Source organism: Bacillus sp. OV322, assembly GCF_900112495.1.
Classification (GTDB): Bacteria; Bacillota; Bacilli; order Bacillales; family DSM-1321; genus Peribacillus.
Window position 1 is genome coordinate 276,678 of record NZ_FOMA01000006.1, and the last position, 15,395, is coordinate 292,072.

Annotated in this window: 19 protein-coding genes, 1 pseudogene and 1 riboswitch; of the genes and pseudogenes, 12 read left to right on the top strand and 8 right to left on the bottom strand. The window is 38.9% G+C overall.

The features are described from left to right. The first annotated feature begins 111 nt into the window (after positions 1 to 111). Together BM126_RS16595 and BM126_RS16600 are read left to right on the top strand one after the other, a co-directional pair. The gene (locus BM126_RS16595) at positions 112 to 666 is read left to right on the top strand and encodes a competence protein ComK (protein ID WP_090990548.1); all 555 of its coding nucleotides are present in this window, start codon (positions 112 to 114) and stop codon (positions 664 to 666) included. 14 nt (positions 667 to 680) lie between these two features. Then, a complete protein-coding gene (locus BM126_RS16600; RefSeq protein WP_090990549.1) occupies positions 681 to 1,037 on the top strand; it encodes a DUF2243 domain-containing protein in 357 nt (118 codons plus the stop codon). 94 nt (positions 1,038 to 1,131) lie between these two features. Here the strand turns inward: BM126_RS16600 and BM126_RS16605 are convergent, their stop codons facing one another. Beyond that, positions 1,132 to 1,503, bottom strand: a complete 372-nt coding sequence (locus BM126_RS16605; protein WP_071349765.1) for a winged helix-turn-helix transcriptional regulator — start codon at positions 1,501 to 1,503, stop codon at positions 1,132 to 1,134. Positions 1,504 to 1,682: 179 nt separating this feature from the next. Between BM126_RS16605 and BM126_RS16610 the strand changes: the two genes are divergently transcribed. Then, a complete protein-coding gene (locus tag BM126_RS16610; RefSeq protein ID WP_090990550.1) occupies positions 1,683 to 2,876 on the top strand; it encodes an MFS transporter in 1,194 nt (397 codons plus the stop codon). Between the two features lie 315 nt (positions 2,877 to 3,191). Continuing rightward, on the top strand, positions 3,192 to 4,115 hold the full coding sequence (locus BM126_RS16615) for a metal ABC transporter substrate-binding protein (RefSeq protein ID WP_090990551.1): 924 nt from the start codon (positions 3,192 to 3,194) through the stop codon (positions 4,113 to 4,115). A gap of 37 nt (positions 4,116 to 4,152) precedes the next feature. Here the strand turns inward: BM126_RS16615 and BM126_RS16620 are convergent, their stop codons facing one another. The 3 genes from BM126_RS16620 to BM126_RS22515 all read right to left on the bottom strand — a co-directional run bounded on the left by BM126_RS16620 (position 4,153) and on the right by BM126_RS22515 (position 6,370). Then, on the bottom strand, positions 4,153 to 5,106 hold the full coding sequence (locus BM126_RS16620) for a TRM11 family SAM-dependent methyltransferase (RefSeq protein ID WP_256213154.1): 954 nt from the start codon (positions 5,104 to 5,106) through the stop codon (positions 4,153 to 4,155). A 291-nt stretch (positions 5,107 to 5,397) separates the two neighbouring features. Next, positions 5,398 to 6,237, bottom strand: coding sequence for a prohibitin family protein (locus tag BM126_RS16625; protein WP_090990553.1), 840 nt, complete (start codon positions 6,235 to 6,237; stop codon positions 5,398 to 5,400). Continuing rightward, complete coding sequence (locus tag BM126_RS22515; protein WP_177201467.1) at positions 6,221 to 6,370, bottom strand: hypothetical protein; 150 nt, start codon at positions 6,368 to 6,370, stop codon at positions 6,221 to 6,223. Before BM126_RS22515 ends, BM126_RS16625 begins: the two co-directional genes overlap by 17 nt. A 515-nt stretch (positions 6,371 to 6,885) precedes the next feature. Between BM126_RS22515 and BM126_RS16630 the strand changes: the two genes are divergently transcribed. Together BM126_RS16630 and BM126_RS23390 are read left to right on the top strand one after the other, a co-directional pair. Then, the gene (locus BM126_RS16630) at positions 6,886 to 7,398 is read left to right on the top strand and encodes a hypothetical protein (protein ID WP_090990554.1); all 513 of its coding nucleotides are present in this window, start codon (positions 6,886 to 6,888) and stop codon (positions 7,396 to 7,398) included. Between the two features lie 240 nt (positions 7,399 to 7,638). Continuing rightward, positions 7,639 to 7,842 (top strand): annotated as a pseudogene (locus BM126_RS23390) (NAD-dependent epimerase/dehydratase family protein); the annotation flags it as partial. A gap of 111 nt (positions 7,843 to 7,953) precedes the next feature. Here the strand turns inward: BM126_RS23390 and BM126_RS23395 are convergent. Together BM126_RS23395 and BM126_RS22520 are read right to left on the bottom strand one after the other, a co-directional pair. Further along, entirely contained in the window at positions 7,954 to 8,136 is a 183-nt protein-coding gene (locus BM126_RS23395; RefSeq protein WP_371261469.1) for a hypothetical protein, read from the bottom strand. 494 nt (positions 8,137 to 8,630) lie between these two features. Beyond that, on the bottom strand, positions 8,631 to 9,140 hold the full coding sequence (locus BM126_RS22520) for a hypothetical protein (RefSeq protein ID WP_090990556.1): 510 nt from the start codon (positions 9,138 to 9,140) through the stop codon (positions 8,631 to 8,633). 172 nt (positions 9,141 to 9,312) lie between these two features. Next, a riboswitch (SAM riboswitch) is annotated at positions 9,313 to 9,420 on the top strand. 109 nt (positions 9,421 to 9,529) lie between these two features. Here BM126_RS22520 and BM126_RS16645 point away from each other — a divergent pair. Then, positions 9,530 to 9,685: a Fur-regulated basic protein FbpA gene (locus BM126_RS16645; RefSeq protein ID WP_083392006.1), complete on the top strand. Its 156-nt coding sequence runs from the start codon at positions 9,530 to 9,532 to the stop codon at positions 9,683 to 9,685. 334 nt (positions 9,686 to 10,019) lie between these two features. On the opposite strand, the gene BM126_RS16650 is transcribed toward BM126_RS16645, so the two are convergent. Continuing rightward, entirely contained in the window at positions 10,020 to 11,066 is a 1,047-nt protein-coding gene (locus tag BM126_RS16650; protein ID WP_090990557.1) for a YeiH family protein, read from the bottom strand. A 95-nt stretch (positions 11,067 to 11,161) separates the two neighbouring features. Here BM126_RS16650 and BM126_RS16655 point away from each other — a divergent pair, with 95 nt between their 5' ends. Both BM126_RS16655 and BM126_RS22985 read left to right on the top strand, forming a co-directional pair. After that, complete coding sequence (locus tag BM126_RS16655; protein WP_090990558.1) at positions 11,162 to 12,046, top strand: LysR family transcriptional regulator; 885 nt, start codon at positions 11,162 to 11,164, stop codon at positions 12,044 to 12,046. A 338-nt stretch (positions 12,047 to 12,384) separates the two neighbouring features. Then, positions 12,385 to 13,239 carry a LysM peptidoglycan-binding domain-containing protein gene (locus BM126_RS22985; RefSeq protein WP_090990559.1) on the top strand — a complete coding sequence of 285 codons (855 nt, stop codon included), beginning with the start codon at positions 12,385 to 12,387 and terminating at the stop codon, positions 13,237 to 13,239. 54 nt (positions 13,240 to 13,293) lie between these two features. On the opposite strand, the gene BM126_RS16665 is transcribed toward BM126_RS22985, so the two are convergent. After that, positions 13,294 to 13,428 (bottom strand): YjcZ family sporulation protein, encoded by a 135-nt coding sequence (locus BM126_RS16665; protein ID WP_090990560.1) that lies wholly within the window; start codon positions 13,426 to 13,428, stop codon positions 13,294 to 13,296. Between the two features lie 338 nt (positions 13,429 to 13,766). Here BM126_RS16665 and BM126_RS16670 point away from each other — a divergent pair, with 338 nt between their 5' ends. The 3 genes from BM126_RS16670 (at position 13,767) to BM126_RS22995 (ending at position 15,362) form a co-directional block, all read left to right on the top strand. Further along, on the top strand, positions 13,767 to 14,429 hold the full coding sequence (locus tag BM126_RS16670) for a phosphatase PAP2 family protein (protein ID WP_090990561.1): 663 nt from the start codon (positions 13,767 to 13,769) through the stop codon (positions 14,427 to 14,429). Positions 14,430 to 14,681: 252 nt separating this feature from the next. Then, on the top strand, positions 14,682 to 15,119 hold the full coding sequence (locus tag BM126_RS22990; RefSeq protein ID WP_256213163.1) for a PAS domain-containing protein: 438 nt from the start codon (positions 14,682 to 14,684) through the stop codon (positions 15,117 to 15,119). Between the two features lie 42 nt (positions 15,120 to 15,161). Continuing rightward, positions 15,162 to 15,362 (top strand): STAS domain-containing protein, encoded by a 201-nt coding sequence (locus BM126_RS22995; RefSeq protein ID WP_256213155.1) that lies wholly within the window; start codon positions 15,162 to 15,164, stop codon positions 15,360 to 15,362. The last annotated feature ends 33 nt before the right edge of the window (positions 15,363 to 15,395 follow it).

The following is a 15,395-nucleotide window of genomic DNA, read 5'->3' on the forward strand; positions in this document are numbered from 1 at the left end:
ACATAAGTAATAGGTATAATAGATTATATTATATGGGAAATTAAGGTAAAACATAGCGGCTTGTCATGCAGATTTCCTGATAAATGAGTTTTGAGAAAAGGGGACAAAGCTATGCTGTTATTGCCTAACTATGTAATTAATGAAGATACCATTTTAATTGCCTCGCATTTTGACTCTTTAAGCAATTGGTATTCTAAAGTTATGGAAGGGAAACATATCTTTTATGTGGCTATGCCGCCATACCGAATTGTTGAGGAAAGCATTATTTATTACGGAAGCAGTATGTCTGGAGCAATTAAAAGCTCGCACTCTATCTTGGGAAACATTAAAATGAGTCCAATTCCGATTAACTTGAAACAGGATATCTATTGGTTTCCTTCTGTGTCTATGAAAAGAGATGATTGTGTATGGCTTGCACACCACCATATTGACGAAGTGAATAAGCTTTCTCCTAAGCGGACTCTCATTTTGCTGAAATATGGACACAGTGTCATTCTGGATGTGAAGGAACAGACCATTAAAGAAAGGGTATCCCGCACAGCCCACCTTCAATATTATTTAAATAAACGAAGCAGGGAAAAGTACAGCTTTCTTTTCGAGCCGCAGCAGGGTTTTCACTTTGTTAAAGAAGCAGGGGAAGTCAATTACACGGTTAAGAAAAAATAGCAGGCTATTTAACCATGAATCTGTTTTTTCACAGTATTCATGCACATGCAATGGGGATTAAGCTGGAATCCATGGGGGGAAGGTTAGGAGCTGTGGGTACAGGGATCGTGATCCTGATTATATTGGCAATATTCATAGAGAAGGTATTTTCCCGTTCCTTTTTTCACGGCTTCCTTGTATCCACTGGTCTTCTTCTTAGCTTCGATATTGTGGTGTTTCATTGGCTTTTCGGGCTGCACCGAATCACTAATGGACCGGAAGCTAATTGGCTTGATCCGATATTTGTGGTTTGCGGCACAATAATTATGTTCCTTGGAATCAGGAATGAATGGAAAATTGAAACAGGAAAGGATAATATCCTTTCACAATAAAGAAATCCAGCTTCTTTCAGCTGGATTTTTTTTATCGGCTATTTTACTGTGACAGTGATTTGGGCAAGGCCCGATCAGCATAGAGCTTATAAAATTATTTTAACTGGTCATTCAAAACACTTTCCTCAAGTACTGAAAACTTATCTCCATAAACTCTGGTAATGTGATTTTCACCCCATAAGCAAAGAGAGTCTAAAATTTCCTTAAGGCTCCATCCGTATTCACTCAGCTCATATTCCACTTTAGGGGGGATCTGCTGGTAAATGATACGGTTGATCACTCCATCATCCTCTAATTCACGAAGCTGCTGTGTCAGCATTTTTTGCGTGATATTTGGCATCAGGCGCTTAAGTTCGCTTGTCCGTTTTTTTCCATGAGTCAGGTGGCAAAGAATGACACATTTCCATTTCCCGCCGATTACCTCAAGAGTTGCTTCAACGGATATATTATATTTCTTAGCTTGCATGTTTATTCCTCCTAAAAAGACAGGTACTAAAAAGTGCCTATATCACTTAAAAGTGCGTACTTTTAATAATGGTTGATATAGAGCATAATAACATTTGCCGGTTAAAAGGTCTAGATGAGCATTTCTTTTAGCTTGCAGCAATGTTTCATACACTATAACAATTTTTTAGGGGGATACAAATGATTAACGATAAAAAAAGAAGCACCTTGGCATTATTGGCACTCGCAGTAAGCGCCTTTGCCATAGGGACTACGGAATTTATTTCTGTTGGCCTTCTGCCGCTTATATCAAATGATATGCACATATCCGTAACAACAGCGGGTCTTACGGTTTCCTTATATGCACTTGGGGTTACTTTTGGAGCCCCGATTTTGACTTCTTTGACCTCAAATATTCCAAGAAAGACATTATTGCTGCTGATCATGATTGTATTCATTATCGGCAATAGCATTGCAGCCAGTGCTTCGACAATCGGAATTTTGTTAGCTGCCAGAGTCGTTGCGGCTTTTTCACATGGTGTGTTCATGTCCATAGGTTCCACAATCGCGGCTGATTTAGTTCCGGAAAATAAAAGAGCCAGTGCCATTTCCATCATGTTTACCGGTTTGACCGTAGCTACTGTGACGGGTGTTCCGCTCGGCACTTTCATCGGACAGCAATTTGGCTGGAGGTATTCATTCATAATCATTGTGCTAATTGGAGTCATTGCCCTGATAGCAAACAGCATTTTAGTTCCATCTGACTTAAAGAAAGGGGCTAAATCCACTTTCCGTGATCAATTCAAACTGGTGACAAATGGACGACTGCTTCTATTGTTTATCATTACAGCCCTTGGATATGGAGGAACATTTGTAGTGTTCACTTATCTGTCTCCTTTGCTGCAAAATATTACAGGATTCAAACAAGGAACGGTTGCAGGAATTCTTCTTGTTTATGGAATTGCAATCGCAATTGGAAACATGGTTGGAGGTAAACTTTCAAACCATAAACCAATCAAAGCTTTATTTTATATGTTTTTAATCCAGGCAGTCGTGTTATTTATTTTAGCCTTCACTGCGCCATTTAAAATTGCTGGACTTATTACTATTATTGTTATGGGTTTATTTGCCTTCATGAATGTCCCGGGCCTTCAGGTCTATGCAGTTATGCTGGCAGAGCGCTTCGTGCCGGGTGCGGTGGATGTAGCCTCAGCAATAAACATTGCTGCCTTTAATGCAGGCATCGCCATCGGCTCATATCTTGGCGGAATCATTACTGATTCAATTGGATTGATTCACACTAGCTGGATTGGCGGCTTGATGGTGATTGCAGCTGTAATTTTAACAGGCTGGAGCTGGGCTCTTGAAAACAAGGACAGCAAAATGTCTGCTTAATCTGCAGGTTTGTTAATAGCAGGCAGTTCATTTTGGTTTTTACTTATTGATAAAAAAAGATTTTTTCCGAATCGATCAGAAAACCTATGCCGCAATTGAACGCAAAAAGTGCTGATAAAGGCCATTCGGAGTAAAAAGGAATAACTTAAATCGTGAAAGGCCGCACATATGCGGCCTTTCTTCATGTATAAATGACGTTTAAAAGGGCATGGTAAAAGAAAAAACGGTATATATTTATTTACAAACCTCATTGTTTTATATTACACTATGAAAGTCAAATCGTAATTGTTACGATTTCTTAAGGGAGGAAATACAATGATTAAAAAAATGCTGCCTGTTGTATTGGCTGCTGTCCTGTTTACTCTTTCGGGCTGCCAATCCAGCAGTGATGAAAACGGGAGAAAAGGCAATGGGAAATTAAAGATCGTTACAACTTTTTATCCCATGTACGATTTTGCCAAAAATATTGCAGGTAATAATGCTTCAGTGAAAATCCTGATTCCTGCTGGAGTGGAGCCGCATGATTGGGAGCCATCGACAAAGGATTTAATCGATATACAAAACGCTGATGTTTTTATATATAACGGAGCATCTATGGAAAATTGGGTGAATAAGGTCCTGCAATCCATTAATCAAAAAAACCTTACTGTCATCGAAGCAAGCAAGGGTCTTCCGCTTGCTGACGGAAAAGAAGAAGGAGACAGCAATGTCCAGTCGCTTGATCCTCATGTTTGGCTCGATCCTGCTCTGGCAAAAAAAGAAGCAGAACATATTTATAGAGGGCTAGTAAAAAAAGATCCGGCCCATAAAAAAGATTATGAAAAAAATTATCTGACATTCAGCAAAAAACTGGATGTGCTCGATGCAAATTTTAAAAAGACAGCAAAACATGCAAAAAGAAAAGAATTTGTTACCCAGCATACAGCGTTTTCGTATTTAGCTAAACAATATGGCCTGAAGCAAATTGCGGTGGCAGGACTGTCGCCAGATCAGGAGCCATCCTTGAAGGGCCTTGAGGAAATTGCCAATGAAGTTCAAAAACGCCATATAAAAACTGTGTTTTTTGAGACGCTCACAAGTCCGAAGGTCGCACACACACTTGCCAAGGAAGTGCATGCTAAAACAGATGTGCTGAATCCCTTGGAAGGCTTAACAGATAAAGAGCAAAAACAAGGTCTGGACTATATTGCCGTCATGGAAAAAAACAGAAAAGCATTAGAGCATGCCTTAAATGAATGAAATGTGAGCGGAAACCATTAGGCTTCCGCTCACATTTTTATATACAAACAAGAATTTGCCTTTCAAACAGCCCTTTTTTGGCAACACAGCGGTCTGAAATTATAAAGCCTGCTTCATCTGCCATATTGTCAATATTATCAATGGTGATAATTACAGCTTTAGCGGCTATTCTTCGTGCATGCTTCAAGATGGATAATTGAGATTCTGGTGTTGCATGTGTATAGAGATTGTACGGCATATCAATAATAGCAGCATCGAAATACTCATTTATTTCTGAGATAGGACCTGTTGTCACATCACCAGTTAATCCAAAATAAGCAATGTTTTCCCTTGAGCCGTTTGTGACTAATGGATTGATATCCCGTCCAATAATATCAATGCCCATGGACAGTGCCTCTACTAAAACAGTTCCGATTCCGCAGCATGGATCAATCGCCTTTTTGCCTGCCGGATGAGGCACGGCAATGTTGGCGGCTGCCCTGGCTACACGGGTGCTTAGCGCTGTAGAATATTCTCTTGGCTTTTTTAAATGGCGCAGCCAAACCGCTTCACTTTTCGTATATTTACCAAGATACCAGCGGCCTTCAAATACCCCTACACCAAAAATTTGCATGGGCTTTCTGAGATCTGCTTTTCCGTTGATCCGCCAGCCGACATCTCGTTCAATTTTCAAACGTTCCTGGTATTCTATTTTTTCTTCTTTATCAAGATCATTGATTTTGATGAAAACCACCCTGAAAGTTTCGTCATGCATATGTATGGTTTCTGCATGCAAAAGAATGTCTGACAGTGTTTCTCCTTCAAATAGTATGTCAATTCTTTCCTTGATAAAAGGGCTCCTGCTCGGATCAATTTTAACATTGCTTTTAATGACATTTTTTTGACTATCATGCCCGAAAAAAGAGCGCATTTCTAAGTGGCATAGAGACCTTTCTTCTGCATTGCAGACATAGGTATATATGTAATTATGGCTGTTTTCTAGTTTATCCAAAATATATTTCATCCTTTTTACATGTTTTCTTTAAAATTACTGCTGATTTATTTTAGCTGAATTACTAGTACTATACGTTATAACAGTATAGCAGACAATACTGGCTTACATGCAAAGTTTGCAGGAATGAGCAGGGATCGCAATGAAAAAGCAGTACTAATACATAGAGCGGCCATAATTACCTAAAATAACAGCAGAAGCTGGAGGAAGAAACAGTGCCATAGGCGAATTAAGACATAAAAATTGCCGTAATGATCCAGAAGTAGGGAACATGTACGGCTTTTTTGCATGTTATTTTTTTGAACTGCTGTTATCGTCAATCGGTATGGAAATGAGCTGATTAGAGCCCATGGCATTTGGCATTTTCCCATCCCATTTTTCAATCCAGCTATTTTGAATAACTTCCTTGCTGATTGACTTTTTAATTGTTTCATTATATTCAGCAATTGCTTTCGCCTGTATTTGTTTTTTCTGTGCTTCTGCTTTGGCAATCTTAAGCTCAATCTGCTTTCTTTCTAATTCCTGTGCAGCTTCAACCCGTTTATCAATGGCTGCCTGTGTTGATTTATCAGGTTTTGGAACACCAAGTGTTAGATTGTCTACAGAAAAACCCAGCCGCCCAATATCTTCAGAAAATATTTTCTGGACGTTTACGGCTGCTTCAGACGATTTCTCTCCGTATGTATCGATGACAGAATACTTTGCGATTGCTTTCCGTCCTGCATCCCATAGTCTTGTTCTTAAATAAGATTGTTCTATTTGCTCCACATCTATCGGTCCGAATTTGTTGAAAACCCCTACCACTTTGTCTGGCTGGATATTGTAATTATATGCAAAATCAATGGTGACATTTTTTCCGTCGGATGTAGCAACCTGAATATCCCTGTAATTTACTGTCTGCATTCTGACAGGATAAACAGTAACCTTGTCGAACAGCCCTACTAAGTGCCAGCCTTGCCCAAGCGTTTTATTTTGTACGCCGCCATTAGGGCTGTATACAACACCTACATATCCATTTGGTATTTTTTGAATAAATAGTGCGGTAACTCCAAGCGCAAGGACTAAAGCGACAGCAACAATGATTCCGCCAAGTGCTTTGCGGTTTAATCCTTTTTTATTTTTCGATTCCATTTTTGTCCTCCTCTAATTTTTTTTTCATCTTCTTTGCTGTATCCCCGACTTTTGTGAAAGCAGGAGAAATGATCAGCCAAACTCCCAAACATAACAGCAAAACAACAATTATTGAGCCAATCAGCACCTTCAATGAAATCGCCCCCTTCTATTATTCTTGCATTAATTGGAAAAAAAGTCATTAGCATAAGAAAATTGTTAATAAAAGGGCAGTAATCATTCAGGATAATTATGGCTAGATTAAGAGATATGCAGAGAACATGTATTTATGTGAGAAAATCACAGAATTACAATGGAATAGTTATTCTAATGGTTTACAGAAAAAACATTGAGTCAGTGAAAATTACAATGTTCAGTAGTAAATGGTGACCAAGAAGGAAGAACAAGAATTATCGAAAAGTTCCAAAATTACTATATTATCAAAGTTTTGATTGAAATTGTGAATTCTACCTTCTATAATAATGAAGTAAAGGTTTACATACTGTTTTGACAGATAAAGAGGGTAGAATATTAAGAAAATTCTGTGATGAATTATAAAAATTTTTATTCCAGAATAATAAATATAATTTTCCGAATTCGATATCCCTTAAAAAGTAGCAATGGACGGTATTTTGCCTTATACATACTACGTTAAAAAGGAGCTGCAAAATGAGGAAGTTTTTAATTTTGTTTTCAGCATTTATGATGTCTATTGGTTTAATGGCTTGTTCTTCGGAGGGTGAAGGAAATTCCGGCAAAAAGAAATCTTCTGCAGACAGCGCTGCAGATCAGCAAAAAGTAAAAAAATCTCTTGTTCATCTTTACTCTGAGCTAGCAAACACTATTAATAGCAAAGATACTGACTTGAATACATACGAAGCATCAGGAGATAATACTGATGCAAAGATGAAAACAAGCGCACAAGTCTCTGCAGCAGCTGTTGCTGAAGAACTGAAAAAAGTAAAAATACCGGCTGAATTAAAAAATCAAAGCAGTGATTTAGAAGCAGCTATTAAAGATTTTACAGATTCTTATCAAACTAAAGCAGACGAGCTGAAAAAATCTGCACCTGCACTTGATGGAGCAAATGCAACATTCACAAAGGGCGAAGATAAAATGGGCAAAGTATTTGAGGATGCAAAGCTGCTAAAGCCGAGCTTGAATAAAGAAGTTAACGGCTGATTATAAAGCTTGAAAAATCCTGGTGCAGCCGGGATTTTTTTTTGCCATCTTGAAAATACTTCTGAAGTATTTTCAAGCAAGCTGACATGAAGAATTACCAATCCACTGCAAGCTTATGGTTGTTCATCGCCGCCGGAATATGATCTCATTGGACATAGACCCTTTTTTTGAATAAACTGAATATACAGTGTTTATATGGATGCATGAAATACAATAAAGCAGAAAGCAGGGGAGAAGGATATGGAAAAAGCATTGGTACTTGGCGGCACACGTTTTTTTGGAAAGCACCTGGTAAACGCTCTTTTGGAAAAAGGAGTGGATGTTACGGTTGCCACAAGGGGTAAAAACGATATTCCTTTTGGAGATAAAGTTAAAACTATTTCTTTTGACAGAAATGATGAAAGCAGTTTTTTTAGTGCCTTCAAGGATGGCAAGTGGGATGTTGTTTTTGATCAGATTTGTTATACAGCCAAAGATGCCAGGGAAGCAATCAGTGTGTTTGCTGGTAAAACAGAACAGTACATATTCACATCTTCCATGTCGGTGTATGAGTTTTCAGAAGACATGCTTTCTGAAGGTGATTTTGATCCTTATCATTATAATATTCCGCAAGAACACCAGGATGTTTCTTATGGCGAAGGGAAGAGGCTGGCAGAATCTGTGTTTTGCCAGGAAGCACCATTCAAAACCGTTTGTGTCAGGTTTCCTATTGTACAGGGAATAAACGATTATACCAATCGGCTAACCTTTCATATTGACCGGATTGAGGCAGGGAAAGAGATATATTTCAGTAATCCCGAAGCCGCTATTTCTTTCATCACAGAAGAAGAGGCCGGGGAATTTCTATGCTGGGCCGCAAATGCAGGGATTGAAGGCCCAATTAATGCGGTATCAAACGGCCTTCTTACACTAAGGGATATGCTGGGGCTTATCGAAAACGAAACTGGAAAAAGCTTTATTTTGGCAAATGAAAAAAATCAGGATAATGAATCACCTTATAATTCACCTGTCACATGGGTAATGAGCAATAAAAAAGCAAAAGAACTGGGATTTGCATTTACTGATATAAATGAATGGATGCCGGGCCTGATTCATGAGGTACACCGAAAATAAATAAGTATAAGAATAAAGCTGGATTTCAAAAAAAGGAGATTTCCGGCTTTTTCATGTTCTTTTTTTATGATTACTGTTCTTTAATGAGTTTTTTATTCGATTGGATGATTAATTCGAGTTTATGGAGCGGAAAACAGCCTCCTCGCTCCAGCAGCAAAAAATATGAAAATAGTCTTTTTATGTGGCTCTTTTTTTAAAGATTGTTGATTTGTTATGTGAGGCGTTCCAAATGTCAAGTCAGGTTGATTGGAGCGTAAGGTGTGATACTCCTGCGGGATTAGCAGAACAGGTGAGACCAGGAGGCTCACCGGCTGCACTGCGGAAAGCGAGCATCCTGGAGCGGAAATCAGCCACCTTGTTTCATAGCAACAAAGTTTACGATAACTGCCTTTTATATTAAAGCTAATAAAAAATATCCCAGCAGCGGCGCGGTTAATGAAGGCTGTTATTGAGTGGGAAAATTTACAGGATAAAAAGTCGTGCCAAAAAGTATTGACAGATTCATGCCGTGCTTTTATTATAAGAAATGTAAAAACGCATACTAAGAAATTCCAAAACGCAAAGGGGTAAAATACAATGGCATTCGAGTTAGTCTTTAATATTATATATATGCTTTTTTCTTCTAACAAAGATAAAAAGAAATAATATAATACGGGATTTTCTCCTCAAACAATCAAGACAAAGAGAATGAAGATCAAAGAAAGCAAATCTTTATTCTTACATAGTGAAGATGCTTTCCCTTTGCAGCAGCTTTCAAGAAAAGCAAAACATAAGAATTTTTTTGCTCCATAATTTCATATCGGCTTATCAAGAGAGGCGGAGGGACTAGGCCCTGTGAAACCTCGGCAGCGGACTCCTTTATAGGAGTACTGTGCCAATTCCAGCAAGCGTATGCTTGAAAGATAAGAAGAGAATATCATTGTGCATCCGCCTCTTCTTACATTTTGTAAGAAGAGGCTTTTATTTTGCCCACCAAGCCCCAAAAACATGTAAAACATTGAAAGGAGCTGGAAACACTATGGCTAACCAAACAGCAGAAGCGAGGAAAAGCTGTTTGATTGATACCTTAATCAATCATGGTATATATAAGAAAAACAACGTACATTTATTTCAGCTGACACTTTTGGAACTCGAAGATGAATATGCTAATATTTTCGGAAAAAGTGCGGAATAACGGGCTCACTGGATACATGCCTGTTTTACTGTGTCATTATTAGCTGGCACAGTAATTAATGTTGTGTTTCCAGTAAGCTGGAACCCTTCACGTAGAGATATAGAAGGGTTTTGCAGGAATTCAGTTATTTAGCGCGCATTTCTGCTATGTTTTTGACTCCATAAGGCCTCGTTGAACCCATTTTCACTGCTCCCCGCCATTTGTCAATTTTCTTGGGATAGCCCAGCAGGCCAGTTGTTTCAGCCGCTCTGTTCCTTCTTTCCGCCGTTTATGGCAAGACAGATTTAAAAAGGCTAAATCAACAGTACAGGTTAATCTGTGCAGGCAAGAGCAATTATACTAAATGGAAAAGATGTATTAAATAATATCCAAGAAATGAAAGCAAGACGGACCCAATTAAACCAGCTGCAAAAGAAGGAAGCCCTAACCGCCTGAATGCTGAGAGATCAACACTAAGACCGAGGCCTGCCATTGCCATTGCAATCAGCATATAAGCTGCCAAAACAGCAAAATTTGATATATAATCAGGAAAAACCCCTAATGTATGGACGGAGCTTGCGGCTATAAAGCCGATAATAAACCATGGAACAGGAAGTTTTCTCCAGTCTCTCTTACTCTTTTCAGGAGCTTTGCTTTTCATAAAAAAACCGATCAGAAGAGCAACAGGAACGAGTAAGGCTACCCTGGTCAACTTTACAATGACAGCTAAATCTATAGCATTCTTTCCCGCCGGGGCGGCTGCAGCAATAACATGGGCAATTTCGTGCAGGGTGCTTCCGGCAAATATTCCATAAGCATGAGGCGAGAGCCCAAGTACTGGATAAAGTAAGGTATAAATCAAAGTGAAAATGGTGCCTAAAATGGCAACAGAAGCAGCTGCTATGGCAGTTACCTCATCTTTTGCTTTAATTTGGGCTGCGATTGCAACTACTGCAGCAGCACCGCATATGGCCGTCCCGCAAGCAGTCAGTATGGCAAGCTCCTTCCCTGCTTTGAACCACCGAGAAAACGAGTAAACAGCGGCTAGCGTGAAAGCAATATGTATGGCAGCAAGCAAGAACACCAATGGCCCTGCATGCAGGATATCTGCCAGGTTTAATCTCATGCCGAGCAGGATGATTCCAGTCCTGAGCAATTTTTTGCTTGAAAAATTAGTCCCTGCTCTGATAGATGGCGGAACTGCAGCGGACGCCCTCCAGAGGACGCCAATCAGGATGCTAATAACTAATTGTCCTAATATACTCAAAAATGGAAGCTGTGATAGGTATTTCGCAGCTATGGCAATAAACAGTGTAAGCCCAATACCCAGGAAAAATCCTGATGTGCTTCGGCAATGTAATTTTTTCAATATTGACCACTCCAAACAGATGTTTATAATCATACTCTAAACGTATCAGTATCATAAGTTAAATATATTTATTCTATCGTAATCATTAAAAATGTTAATGATAAAATAAAATGAAGGGAGGAGCTGCTTTGATTACAGAATCCATGAAGGTTTTTACAGCTGTAGTTGAACTAAGGAATTTTTCCCGGGCTGCAGAGCTTCTGAAATTATCTCAGCCAAGTGTCAGTGTTCATATTAAAAACCTTGAACATGAAATGGGCGCCAAATTAATTCAGCGTTCACCGAAGCGTGTCCAAATGACAGAAGCAGGTGAAATTCTGTATAAGCATGCCAAACAAATCCTTTTCCTTCATCAGCAGGCGAAACAGGAAATTGATGATCTGACAAACCAGGTGACAGGAATGATTAGAGTAGGAGCAAGCTTTACCATCGGAGAATATATACTCCCGAAGATTGTTGCAGAATACGCCGGGCAATATCCCAAAGTAGATTTTGAAATCATGATTTCAAATACAGAAGAAGTACTTAACGGAGTGAGTGAGAGCTCATTGGATTTGGGGCTGATTGAAGGTGATTCTTCTTATGATGAACTCCAAACAGAGTTTTTCCTAGATGATGAAATGATTTTGCTGCTTCCTTCCTCACACCCTTTGTCGCAAAAGAGGGTGATTGAAAAGGGACTTCTCCAAAACCAGATTTGGATAATGAGAGAACAAGGTTCAGGAACGAGGACCTTCACAGACAGATTTATAGAGGAAGGTAATATTACTGTGCAGCGGTCCTTTATTTTCAGCAGCAGCCAGGGAGTTAAAGAAGCGGTTATGGCTGGTCTGGGCATATCGCTGTTATCCCGCTGGACAGTAGGCAGAGAGCTGGAAATGGGAGAGCTGAGTATTTGCCGTATTAAAGGCTGCCCTTTGAATCGGCATTTGTCTTTTGTTCAGTATAAGAAGCATGCACCTTCCAAAGCGATGGAAATGTTCAGGGAAAAAGTATTTAACTTGTCTTTATAAGATAGAAAACCAATATCAGTGAATATGAATAACTTTCCTATATTCAAATGTTTTTCCACATGGTATCGTCAGTTTGAATCATTTTCCATAATTAAAAGATCATGTTTATTTTATATAAACTAATAAAGTAATATAGCGAATTTCCCATGCGGCTGAATCTTATCTTGGAATGTTAATCTGCAGTCTTGGCAGGTTCAAGCCGGGTTTTTGATATCAAAAAGAAGAAAGCTAAGGTAATAGCAGGTTGATGCGCGCGTCAGTTTCAGAGTAATAGTGATTTTAGTGTTGGAGAATGATTGCTGCTAAAAACATTCTGTATCTATAAAGGAGTTTTAATTATGAAAAAAATGTCTCAAAAAGTGGCTGCCTCAGCAATAGCTGCGTCTATATTTTTTGCAGGGGGGGCTGTTGTAAAGCTTGCTGATGCCTCTGCGGCAGCTGTTTCAGCTTCAAAATATCAAAATGATATAAATACGTTTGCCGCTCATTATGCAAAAATTCTCCATAAAGTTGAAAGCTATAAAATCAAGCTAGACGCTGCAAAAAGTGAAAAAGAGGCTGACAGTATTTATGGTGCCTACATGAATTATTTGGACAATGCTATAGACGACGAGTCAGACTTACTCGGATTGAAACATGATCTGCAGAAAATGGACGGCTATTTGTATGACACATTGGTTACCATCTACAACCTTGAAGTTGACACAATTAATTATCTGCAAAAAGATTTATCAAAAGAAGAATATAAAAAAGCAAGCGATAAAGGAGTTGCCTTTATAGCAAAGCAAGACAGCTTGTTTAAAAAAGAGGCAAATATATATAAAGCAAAGCATCATATAAGTTTCAGCAAAGATATGAAATATTTACTTGACGATGAAACTTCAGGTACACCTGCGGAAAAAAATACCTATACCGTTAAAAAAGGAGACTCCCTGTATCAGATTGCAAAAAAATATCATACAACTTCTGCAGAATTAAAGAAGCTCAACTCTCTTAAAAGCGATGTTCTTAAAATTGGACAGGTATTAAAGGTTCCTGTCCAGACTGCGCCAGTAAAGACATATACCGTAAAAAAAGGGGACACCCTAAGTGCAATCAGCAAAAAAGTGCAGGTATCAGTTGCAGCTTTAATCAAAATAAATTCTTTGAAAACTGATCATTTATCCATAGGACAGGTTTTAAAATTAAGATAAAAGGCTAAAAAAAACTGGACATGGGTTCTTCCATGTCCAGTTGATTTTTATTCATTAATAACCAGACCAGCACACCGCACCAATAATGATCAAAAGAATGAACAATACCACGATAAGTGCAAATCCGCTTCCATAACCGCCAGTTGCTGCTGGAGCAGTATACCCATATCCGCATCCGCCAAAGCACATAATAAATTCCTCCTAATTAGTTTTTGAAGAATGCCTTATGCGATTCCTCAATATACCCTATGTCAGAAACAGAGATCCGGATTGGACTTTGACCTATTTTTATTTTTTTCAGTGTATTCTATTTAGAAAGCTAAAAGGTGCAGGGAGCTGCTGTAACGGCTATACTGAATGTATCAGTTTTTTCGGTGCTGATATTTAATTGGCTCCTGAAAAGCAGCATCTGATATTAAGGGGCAGGCGGCTATGCAGCAGCATAGCCGCCTGCCGGAAGCGGAAATCTGCAGGCAAGATTCACAAAAAAATCCTGTATAGAAATATGCAAATTTGAAGGAGATAGTATGAATTTAAAGAAATTATTAGCAAAAGGGTATGCAGTGAGCATTTTTTCAATTATTGTATTTGGACTGATTTCCATTTTTGTTCATGGAGATAAGGTAAAAGGGTTTGATGATTCCATTATTTCCTTCGTCCAGGGATTCGAAGCACCGAGCCTGACTGTAATCATGAAATTCTTTTCCTGGATTGGTTCTACTGAAATCGTCGCGATTCTTTCCATCATTATTTTATTAGTATTATATAAGTTTCTGCACCATAGGCTTGAACTTATTCTGTTTATTGCAGTCATTGGCGGCACAGCTGTATTGAACCAGGTTTTGAAAATGTTATTTCATCGTTCCCGTCCAAGCCTGCATAGGCTGGCGGATGCCCAGGGCTTTAGTTTTCCAAGCGGACATAGCATGGAGGCTGTAGCATTGTATGGTGTTTTGGCATTTTTGCTGTGGCGGCATATTCCTTCTGCATGGGGAAGGAGAATTCTTGCTTTCCTCAGTACTTGTATGATATTAGCAATTGGCATAAGCAGGATCTACCTGGGTGTCCACTATCCAAGTGATGTAATTGGCGCCTATTTTGCCAGCATTTTTTGGCTTACTGTTTCTATTTGGATCTTTCAAAGATATAAGGACCGCCAAGCGGGAATTAAGAACAAAGAACTTGAGTGATACTAAAGAAACATACCTATCTGCATGGGCTTACAGACACCCAAATATTTTATTTAAGATTCCTCTTGGCTCTGGTTTAAGAGCAATAAGCTTGATTGTTGATAATATTTGTTTCGGCAGCAGCTGATTAGCAAAGGAGATGACATAATAAAATATGGTTAATGTTAAAAAGGGTTCTGAGTTATTTTTATTTGAAAAAGCGCTTGATAATACGAAGGTAGGCTTAATCATACGCTGCCTGACCATCCAATTATATATGTAAATAAAGGCTTTTTAGACCTTACAGGCTATGAAAAAGAAGAAGTAGCAGGGAAGAATTGCCGTTTTTTACAGGGGCCGGAAACGGATGAAGACTCTGTTCAGCAAATTCGCGACGCCATCAGCAAACATGAGCCTATAACCATTGAGCTTTATAATTACCGGAAGGGCGGTTCTGGGTTTTGGAACGAATTATTAATAGAACCATTATGGGTGGAGGAAGAAAACAAGCTTTATTTCACAGGTGTACAGAAGAATATCTCGTCTGAGAGAGAAAAAGAAATGCTGTTAATTGAATCAATGAAGGAGAACAGGCAGCTATCTGCTCCCATTGTCCCGCTGAGGAAGGAAGTATCCATTCTGCCGATTATTGGCGTCCTTGACAGTAACCGTTATGACTATAATTACAACTGTGCTTTCTTATATAGCTGACAGCCAGACTGAGTATCTGATTGTAGACTTGTCTTTTATGAAGTGGACACATTTGTAGCAAGCTCATTGTATAAGATGGATAAATCCATTTCCCTGCTCGGCACAAAGCTAATACTGACCGGAATTAAATCAACCGTTGCCATTAAATTGATAGAATTGGGAATTACCTTCAGAGACCTGAAAACTTTCAAGACAGTCCAAGATGCACTGGAAAACATTAAGCAGCTGCAGAGCAATAATTGATGATATTTTGAAGGTTTGCAGCATGAAAAGCCT

What these genes read in the sequence shown, in the direction of transcription:
- BM126_RS16595 (WP_090990548.1), top strand. Translation starts at nt 112, where the DNA reads ATGCTGTTATTGCCTAACTATGTAATTAATGAAGATACCATTTTAATT.
- BM126_RS16600 (WP_090990549.1), top strand. Translation starts at nt 681, where the DNA reads ATGAATCTGTTTTTTCACAGTATTCATGCACATGCAATGGGGATTAAG.
- BM126_RS16605 (WP_071349765.1), bottom strand. Translation starts at nt 1,503, where the DNA reads ATGCAAGCTAAGAAATATAATATATCCGTTGAAGCAACTCTTGAGGTA.
- BM126_RS16610 (WP_090990550.1), top strand. Translation starts at nt 1,683, where the DNA reads ATGATTAACGATAAAAAAAGAAGCACCTTGGCATTATTGGCACTCGCA.
- BM126_RS16615 (WP_090990551.1), top strand. Translation starts at nt 3,192, where the DNA reads ATGATTAAAAAAATGCTGCCTGTTGTATTGGCTGCTGTCCTGTTTACT.
- BM126_RS16625 (WP_090990553.1), bottom strand. Translation starts at nt 6,237, where the DNA reads ATGGAATCGAAAAATAAAAAAGGATTAAACCGCAAAGCACTTGGCGGA.
- BM126_RS16630 (WP_090990554.1), top strand. Translation starts at nt 6,886, where the DNA reads ATGAGGAAGTTTTTAATTTTGTTTTCAGCATTTATGATGTCTATTGGT.
- BM126_RS16645 (WP_083392006.1), top strand. Translation starts at nt 9,530, where the DNA reads ATGGCTAACCAAACAGCAGAAGCGAGGAAAAGCTGTTTGATTGATACC.
- BM126_RS16650 (WP_090990557.1), bottom strand. Translation starts at nt 11,066, where the DNA reads ATGATTATAAACATCTGTTTGGAGTGGTCAATATTGAAAAAATTACAT.
- BM126_RS22985 (WP_090990559.1), top strand. Translation starts at nt 12,385, where the DNA reads ATGAAAAAAATGTCTCAAAAAGTGGCTGCCTCAGCAATAGCTGCGTCT.
- BM126_RS16665 (WP_090990560.1), bottom strand. Translation starts at nt 13,428, where the DNA reads ATGTGCTTTGGCGGATGCGGATATGGGTATACTGCTCCAGCAGCAACT.
- BM126_RS16670 (WP_090990561.1), top strand. Translation starts at nt 13,767, where the DNA reads ATGAATTTAAAGAAATTATTAGCAAAAGGGTATGCAGTGAGCATTTTT.